The 7,150-nt window shown below is 67.8% G+C and carries 8 protein-coding genes and 1 pseudogene; 2 read left to right on the top strand and 7 right to left on the bottom strand.

Going from position 1 to position 7,150, the window contains the following annotated elements; all coding sequences use genetic code 11:
- Both UWG_RS0126430 and zwf read left to right on the top strand, forming a co-directional pair.
- Window positions 1-740: SAM-dependent methyltransferase (locus UWG_RS0126430; RefSeq protein WP_016910204.1), on the top strand; the 740-nt coding region annotated here is incomplete at its 5' end.
- A gap of 96 nt (window positions 741-836) precedes the next feature.
- On the top strand, window positions 837-2,264 hold the full coding sequence (zwf, locus tag UWG_RS0126425; RefSeq protein ID WP_016910203.1) for a glucose-6-phosphate dehydrogenase: 1,428 nt from the start codon (window positions 837-839) through the stop codon (window positions 2,262-2,264).
- A 371-nt stretch (window positions 2,265-2,635) separates the two neighbouring features.
- Here zwf and UWG_RS0126420 read toward each other — a convergent pair whose 3' ends face one another.
- From UWG_RS0126420 to UWG_RS31605, 7 genes and pseudogenes are all read right to left on the bottom strand, one after another.
- Complete coding sequence (locus tag UWG_RS0126420; RefSeq protein WP_016910202.1) at window positions 2,636-3,259, bottom strand: hypothetical protein; 624 nt, start codon at window positions 3,257-3,259, stop codon at window positions 2,636-2,638.
- Window positions 3,256-3,708 (bottom strand): hypothetical protein, encoded by a 453-nt coding sequence (locus tag UWG_RS0126415; RefSeq protein ID WP_016910201.1) that lies wholly within the window; start codon window positions 3,706-3,708, stop codon window positions 3,256-3,258. Before UWG_RS0126415 ends, UWG_RS0126420 begins: the two co-directional genes overlap by 4 nt.
- Entirely contained in the window at window positions 3,698-4,510 is an 813-nt protein-coding gene (locus UWG_RS32415; RefSeq protein WP_078495747.1) for a hypothetical protein, read from the bottom strand. The genes UWG_RS0126415 and UWG_RS32415 overlap by 11 nt, the downstream gene beginning before the upstream one ends.
- A gap of 513 nt (window positions 4,511-5,023) precedes the next feature.
- Window positions 5,024-5,698, bottom strand: a complete 675-nt coding sequence (locus tag UWG_RS31840) for a hypothetical protein (RefSeq protein WP_157838603.1) — start codon at window positions 5,696-5,698, stop codon at window positions 5,024-5,026.
- A 171-nt stretch (window positions 5,699-5,869) separates the two neighbouring features.
- Window positions 5,870-6,166 carry a hypothetical protein gene (locus tag UWG_RS33890; protein ID WP_016910198.1) on the bottom strand — a complete coding sequence of 99 codons (297 nt, stop codon included), beginning with the start codon at window positions 6,164-6,166 and terminating at the stop codon, window positions 5,870-5,872.
- 167 nt (window positions 6,167-6,333) lie between these two features.
- On the bottom strand, window positions 6,334-6,534 hold the full coding sequence (locus UWG_RS0126395) for a DUF397 domain-containing protein (RefSeq protein ID WP_016910197.1): 201 nt from the start codon (window positions 6,532-6,534) through the stop codon (window positions 6,334-6,336).
- A pseudogene (locus UWG_RS31605) lies at window positions 6,507-7,150 on the bottom strand (DUF5753 domain-containing protein); the annotation flags it as partial. The gene UWG_RS0126395 and the pseudogene UWG_RS31605, both read right to left, overlap by 28 nt.

The raw sequence follows: 7,150 nt of genomic DNA, 5'->3' as shown, positions 1-7,150 counted from the left end.
ACGACTACTACCTCGGCGGCAAGGACTGGTTCGAGGCCGACCGGCAGGCGGCCGAGTACGTCGTCGGGCACCACCCCTCGGTGCGCACCATGGCGCGCGCCAACCGCGCCTTCATGCACCGTGCGACGCGCACCCTCGCCCGCGAGCACGGCGTGCGCGACTTCCTCGACCTGGGGACCGGCATCCCCACCGAGCCGAACCTGCACCAGGTCGCGCAGGCCGAGGAGCCGACGGCGAGGGTCGTCTACGTCGACAACGATCCCTTGGTCGTCGAGTACACCGACGTCCTGATGCGCGGCACCGACGAAGGACGCACCGCCTACCTGGAGGCGGACGTCCGCACCGCCGATATCCTCGAACATCCGCGAGTGCGCGCCACGTTGGAGTGGGACAGGCCGGTCGCGCTCTCCCTCGTCGCGCTCCTCCACTTCGTTCCGGACGGTGCGTACGACCTCGTGCGGCGCCTGCTGGAGCCGCTCCCCTCCGGGAGTTTCCTCGTCCTCTCGCACAGCACGCGTGAGTTCCTCACGGAGGAGGAGACGCGCATCGGGGAGGAGTTCTACCGCAGCAAGGGCACCGACGTGCGCCTGCGCTCCCGCGCGGAGATCGCCGCCTTCTTCGACGGCCTGGACCTTCTGGACCCGGGCGTCGTCGCCGCGCACCGCTGGCGCCCCGAGGCCGAACCGGCCCACGACGACGCGGAGGTGGGCCTCTTCGCAGGCGTCGCCCGCAAACCCTGAGACGGGGCGCGGCACAGGGCACGGCGCGAAACGGGCACACGTGGCGATTGGGGCAGAATCTCCACCGCACTGCCGCCGCGACGAGAGTGAGAGCCCGTGAGCACGCCAGCCCCCGCCCCGACCGCCCCGCTCCTCTTCGTCATCTTCGGCGCCACGGGAGACCTGGCGGCGAGGAAACTCTTCCCCGCGCTCTACCGGCTCTTCGCCACGGGGATGCTCCCCGGAGCGTTCCGGATCATCGGCACGGGGCGCCACTCCCCCGGCTCGGACGACGACTTCAGGGGACGACTGCGGGACGCGGTCAGGGAGCACTCCGAAGGCGGGCTCGACGGAGCGGCGTGGGAGCGCTTCGCCGAACACGTCGGCTTCGTCGCCTCCTCCGCCGCGGACGGCACCGCGCTCGCGGAGACCGCGGGGCGCCTCCGCGCCGAACTCGGCGACGACGCCCGCACGCTCCTCTATCTCTCCGTACCGCCCGGCGCCGCGGAGCCGATGATCGGCATGCTCGGCGAGACCGGCCTCGCCGAGGGCGCCGCGATGATCCTGGAGAAGCCGTTCGGCTGGGACCTCTCGTCGTCGCGCTCGCTCGACGCCGCCGTCGAGCGGATCGTCCCCGAGGAGCGCGTCTTCCGCATCGACCACTTCCTCGGCAAGGAGGCCGTGCAGAACCTCCTGGTGATGCGGTTCGCCAACGGCCTCCTCGAACCCGTCTGGAACCGCGACCACATCGCGTACGTGCAGATCGACGTCCCCGAGGAGATCGGCATCGAGGGGAGGTCCTCCTTCATGGAGTCGACGGGCACCTTCCGCGACATGGTCCCCACCCACCTCTGCCAGATCCTCGGCTTCGTCGCACTGGAGCCGCCGGTGCGGATCGCGGCGCCCGAACTCCGGGCCGAGAAACTGAAGGTGTACCGCTCGATGCGGCAGCTCGCGCCCGACGACGTCGTTCTCGGGCAGTACGAGGGCTACCGCGAGGAGGAGGGCGTCGCCGACGACTCCGAGGTGGAGACCTTCGCCGCGCTCCGGGTGTGGATCGACAACTGGCGGTGGCAGGGCGTCCCCTTCTTCCTGCGGACGGGCAAGCGCCTCGCCGCGACCCGCCGCACGGTCACCGTCGGCTTCAAGAAACCCCCGCTCTCCCTCTTCGGCAACGCGGCCGGCCGGACCGTCCGACCCGACGAGGCCGCCTTCGAGCTCACCGACGCGCCCTGCGTCACCCTCCGGCTCCGCGCGAAGGAGCCGGGGCCCCAACTGAGCGTCGGCCACGCCGCGTTGCGCCTCACCCTCGACGACGGGCCATCCGGAACCCCGCTGGAGGCGTACGAGAAACTCCTCCTCGACGCGATCAACGGCGATCAGACGCTCTTCACCGACGCCCCCGAGATCGAACGCATCTGGGCAACCGTCGACCCTTTCCTCGCCAACCGGCCCCAGCCGCTCCCGTACGCGCCGGGGTCGTGGGGTCCGGCTCCGGCGCTGGAGCTGCCGGGGAGGCGGGGCTGGGCCGTGCAGGACGGGTGAGGCGGAGGCTGCTGCGGCGCGGAGACCCCACGCGCCGCCCCAAAGCTGCTTCCGACCGCGGCTTCACCGTGCCGAGTGCGCCGCGAACGAGGCCTCCGGCGACGACGAAGGCTGGATCAAGAACCGCTTCTCCTACTGCCAACGGCACCTGCTCGCACGGGCAAGGACCAGTTCGGTCGTCTCGGCTTCCGGGCTCCGGACCATACGCTGCCCCTCCGTTCAGGTGGATGCCCATACGAACAACGGCGAGCACCCGGGGCAAGGGGGCGTACCGGCACGGGCGGGCACGGCAACAACGCGCCCTTGCGACAAGGCGCGCGCTCGCTCTTCGGCAGGAGGGTCCGGCCCGACGAGGCAGCGCGGCGGTCAACTCACGTGAGCAGGCCGCTGAGCACACGCCACAGGGCAGTCGCCGTGGTCGGGGAGAGGACGGCACCCTCCGATGACTCCTCAAGCGCCCACCATCCGTGCGAGCGCGCCCCAAGGACAGCGAGACGACCGGCCGGCACCGCGCGACCCGCGTCTTGCCTGGTCGCCTCCAGACGCCATAGCCGCCAGGAGTGCGAGGCGAGCGCAGAGCCGACGGGGTGGTCAGCGAGCGCCTGCGATACCTCTGCAGGAGGAGTGACGAGCGCGTCGATGTCGGCCTCGGAGACAGTGAGCGAGGGCGCATCGACATACGGTGCCGGCCCCAGGCCGACGGTGCGCGCGAGGACGGCGGTGACGGATTCGCCTGTGATCGGCGCGAGTTCGGGGTCGCTCTCCGAGCGCGACAGAACCACGGCGGTGATCTCATGCCCGACGGCGAACGCCGCGCCACGGCGGTCGTCCGGTGCCGTCACCTCGACGAAAATCTCACCGAGCGGGTCATCGAGTGTCCGCAGACAGGCCGCCATCACCGGGTCGCCGGTCTCGGCCGACGTGCGGCGCAGCTCGTCGAGGCGGCCGGGCGTGAGGAGGACGCCCTCTCGGGGAGTGCCGGCCGTGATCATCATGTTGCCTCCTCCACCGTCGTCCAGCTCTCGACCACAGTGCGCATCACGTCGGCGCAGACGTCGTAGGCGAGGGTCGGCACGGTTGCCGACATCGTCACGTCGAGCGTGTCGCTCCCGTCACGGGTCCACTGCCACGCCCACTGCTCCAGCGTCAGGGCCCGCTTTTCGCGCACGTAGGCAGCGAGTTGACGGAACCCGTTCCCGTACGGCTCGGCGTCGATCAGATGGAAGTCGTTCAACTTTTCCGACAGACCTTCGGCTGCGGCGCGTTGCCACTCGGCCGGATCATCGGGAGGCGCGGACGGGCCCACCGTCACCACGAGGTTGGGGCGGAACCTCACGATCTCCGGCGCGACCACGACCATCGCAGTATCGGGGCGCGGGTCGAGCAGCGCCTCCCAATCGTCGGGGATGTCGAGCGCGAAACCGCCCTGGTGCTCAGCCCACACGTGCGCTCTGCTCCCTCTCGATCATCTCGGCTGCCTTGCGTGCGCGGGCGCCCTCGACCTCGAAAAGGAAGGTGCGTTCGTCGGTGGCGACCACCAGACGGCGGAAAACGGACCGATAGAGCCTTCCCCCACGGCGCTCCCCCTCCGCATCAGCCAACGCCGGTACTGTCCACACGCGGCGCAAGTCTTGCCAGGGAACTTCGAATTGCGCCCGCTTGACCCACTCGGATCCCAGATAGGCTCCCGGCCCGAACCACAATCCCCCTTCACCCGCCGCGAGTATGCCCGGAACTGTACCGCGGCTCGACACACCGTCAGGACGCGCCCGCGTCTCCAGGTCCACTACAAGTCCACCGCGCCAACTTTCCAACTCCGCGCCGAGCCAGGCCGGAGGAGCAAAAGCAGCGCCGGAAGACTGACGACGAAGAGCCAGAGAAATCCCTGGATCATGCTGAAGTGCAGACCAACGCTCCCCCTCACTCTGCCGCGTCCACCACCGCGGCCCCCAGGCCCGCTGAATCGACCAACGGAAGGTGCCGAGGAATGTCACAGCCAAGCCCCATACAAAAACAAAAAACCCCATGAACAACAACGGGCCGCCGAGCCAAAGAAGTACGCTCTCGGTGCTGATCAAGGCGCCGCCAAGCGCAATGAGCCCGAACGTCGGGATGAGGACGAGCCCCATCTCCGCGCCTCTGCCTCGCCTAGTCCACCAGCGTGCCGCAAAACTTCGACCTCGCCACGACCAGACCGCGAATGCGGTAATGCATGCGCCCATCAAACCAATCATGAACAGCGCCATATTAGTGCTCCTAAGAAGTCAGCCAGTCACCGAAGCTGCTGATGCCGTCTCCGACGTTACCCACAAACCGGCCGACTGGTTCGACGACATGATCGGCCACCTCCTCGCCGACGCCCGAGCCAACGATCCCTCCGACTGCCCCACCGACCAACCCGCCCACCAGCGCACCAGCAGGCCCGCCCACAGCACCGACCGATGCGCCTACCTGACCGCCGGCCCAAGCTCCGGCAACACCACCCGCAGTAGTCGCGCCGGTTCGAGTTCCGGCACGGGCAACTCGTTCACTTGCACTGAACCCCTTACCCTCGTCAGCCTGCCACTGCCCCATGGCGGATGTCCCAGCCCCCACAGCGGTGCCGACAACACCCAGCCGACCCGACCACTTGCCAACTTGCTCAAGTGTCGCCGGATTGACGGCGGTCATCCGCCAGTTGTTCCCGTCGCCAGCCCAACGTGCACGGTCCATGAACGTGGCATCGAGGTTAGGATGAGGCGCAAGGTGCGGCGCACCCGTCAGGCGCGACGTTTTTTCCCCGCTTCGAGACCCGTTGCGGCATGGTCGGCTCCCCATCCTGCCAACTCCAAGCCGCCATCGGGAGGGACTATGTAGTCCTTCGCCGCATTGCCGACTTCCCCGAGGAAGCCCGAGTTCTCGCCCCCGGTGCCTCCTGCCCCGAACGCGTAGGGATCACCGGCGAGTTGCTTAAGCCCCTCACGAGCCGCGGCGTTCGCACGCCCCGCATCCACGAGTATCCGGTCGATCGCGGACTTGACCGCGTTGACCGCTTCCTGAGTGACGTCGCCGGAATCCGGTTCGATGGTGCCGTTGGAGAGGACGAGGATGTCCTTCTTCGCCGCCTCGGCGACCTCCGCCTTCAACTTACTCTTCTGGGCCGCGAGATCGGTGCATGCCTTGTCGAGCAGGTCGTGCACCTTCTTCGCGTGCGTCGCCATGGCGGCGACCTGCTCGGCCGTCTGCCGTGCGAAGTCCTTGGTGACCCGCGCGTTGGCACCGGACCAGTCCGCGGTGGCAGTGACGCGCTTCAGCTTCTCCGCGGTCGCGCCGTCGTCGCCCGTTGCGATCTTCTTCAGGGTCCGGTGCATCGATGACCATGCGCTCACAGCAGCTTTCAACTTGCCGAGTCTCAGGCCGTTGAGCGCCTGGTACCTCAGCCCTTCGTCACCCACGAGCGCCCCTCAGCCTATGTAGTCCTGGATGCGCGAGGGCGTCATGAGTTTCCCGCGAGCGTCCCGCATACCGGTCTGGATCTTGGCCTCGTCCTGGGCGTGCGACTTACGGGTGAAATCAAGGTGGTTGGATATGTGCGCGCAGGCTTCCTTGACGGTGCCCGTCTGCGTCTACCAGGCGTCGTGCACCGACAGGACACCGGAACCCATGTCGATGTCCTGGTTGGTGAGGCTGGTGGCCGCGCTGAACGTCGCTTCCCTGGCTTCGTCGGCCGCGGACTGGATCTGGCGGAAAAGAGAGGCGGCGATGTTGCCTATGCGCCCCAACTGGTCGTCGCGGACGACAAGATCGGGAGACGCCCCGTCCCCGCCGACAGCAGGTGTTGTCGCATGGTTTATTCGCGTAGCCGCGGACTGTCCCTTTTCGGCTTGACTGACGAGATAAGACCATTCCTCCTCAAATGACATGCAACTCCCCATTGTCATGGACGACTTCGCCCCGGAGTCCGAGTCCAGCGGGGCGTCAGCGTGGAAACCCTAGCTGCCGTCACGCACCGCGACCAGCAGAGCACGATCCCCGGGGCCATGACGCCACGGCCCCGCTGTCGAACTGCCCTCTCCGCTGCATCAGTCCGTCAGGACTCGTCTCTCAACCGCGAGACGAAGGCGAGCCACTCGCTGGACGGAAAGGCCAATATCGGCCCTTGCTCACTCTTGCTGTCGCGGACGGGGACGATCCGAGTCAGGTCGTCCGAGACTTCGACACAGGCGCCGCCGTCCTGGTTGCTGTAGCTGCTCTTCCGCCAGTTCAGAACTCTTGTGTCGAGCGCTCGCATGGCACTTCCTCCAACATCCGCGAGAGAAACCTGCGCGACTCCGCCAAGGTCAAGGCAAGATCACGCACCGCATCATACGTACGTTGCAAGCGCTCGACAGGGCCGTTGTCCTCGATCAGCTCGCCCTGATACCCGTTTTCGGTGTAGACCACGGTACGAGCTGTCGGCAGCCGCAGGAACCACATATCGGCACTCATGAGCCCGTGCAACCCCACGCTGAACGGCAGGACTTGTACGTTCACCCCCGGACGCTCCATTGCCTCGCTCATGTAATCCAGTTGTTCCCGCCACGCGTCGGGACATCGCAGCGGGGTACGCAACACCGCCTCCGACAGGATCGTCCGGAACGGCGGAGCCTCCGGCCCCTCCAGTACCTCCCGCCGCCCCATCCGCGCCTCCACCTGCCGCGTCAGCTCCGGCTCCCGCAACCCGCCCGCGGCGAGCACCTCCCGCGCGTACGCCGGTGTCTGGAGCAGCCCGGGAACCACGCTCACCGCGAAGTGCCAGAGGCTCACCGCCTCGGCCTCCAGTGTCATGTAGCGGCGGTAGCGCTCCTTGAACTGGCTCTTGTCGCCCGCGGCCAACTCCCAGAGAGAGGAGGAGTCCGGGGGTTCCG

The organism is Streptomyces xiaopingdaonensis, assembly GCF_000262345.1.
Classification (GTDB): Bacteria; Actinomycetota; Actinomycetes; order Streptomycetales; family Streptomycetaceae; genus Streptomyces; species Streptomyces xiaopingdaonensis.
This window is presented reverse-complemented; position numbering and strand designations above follow the sequence as displayed.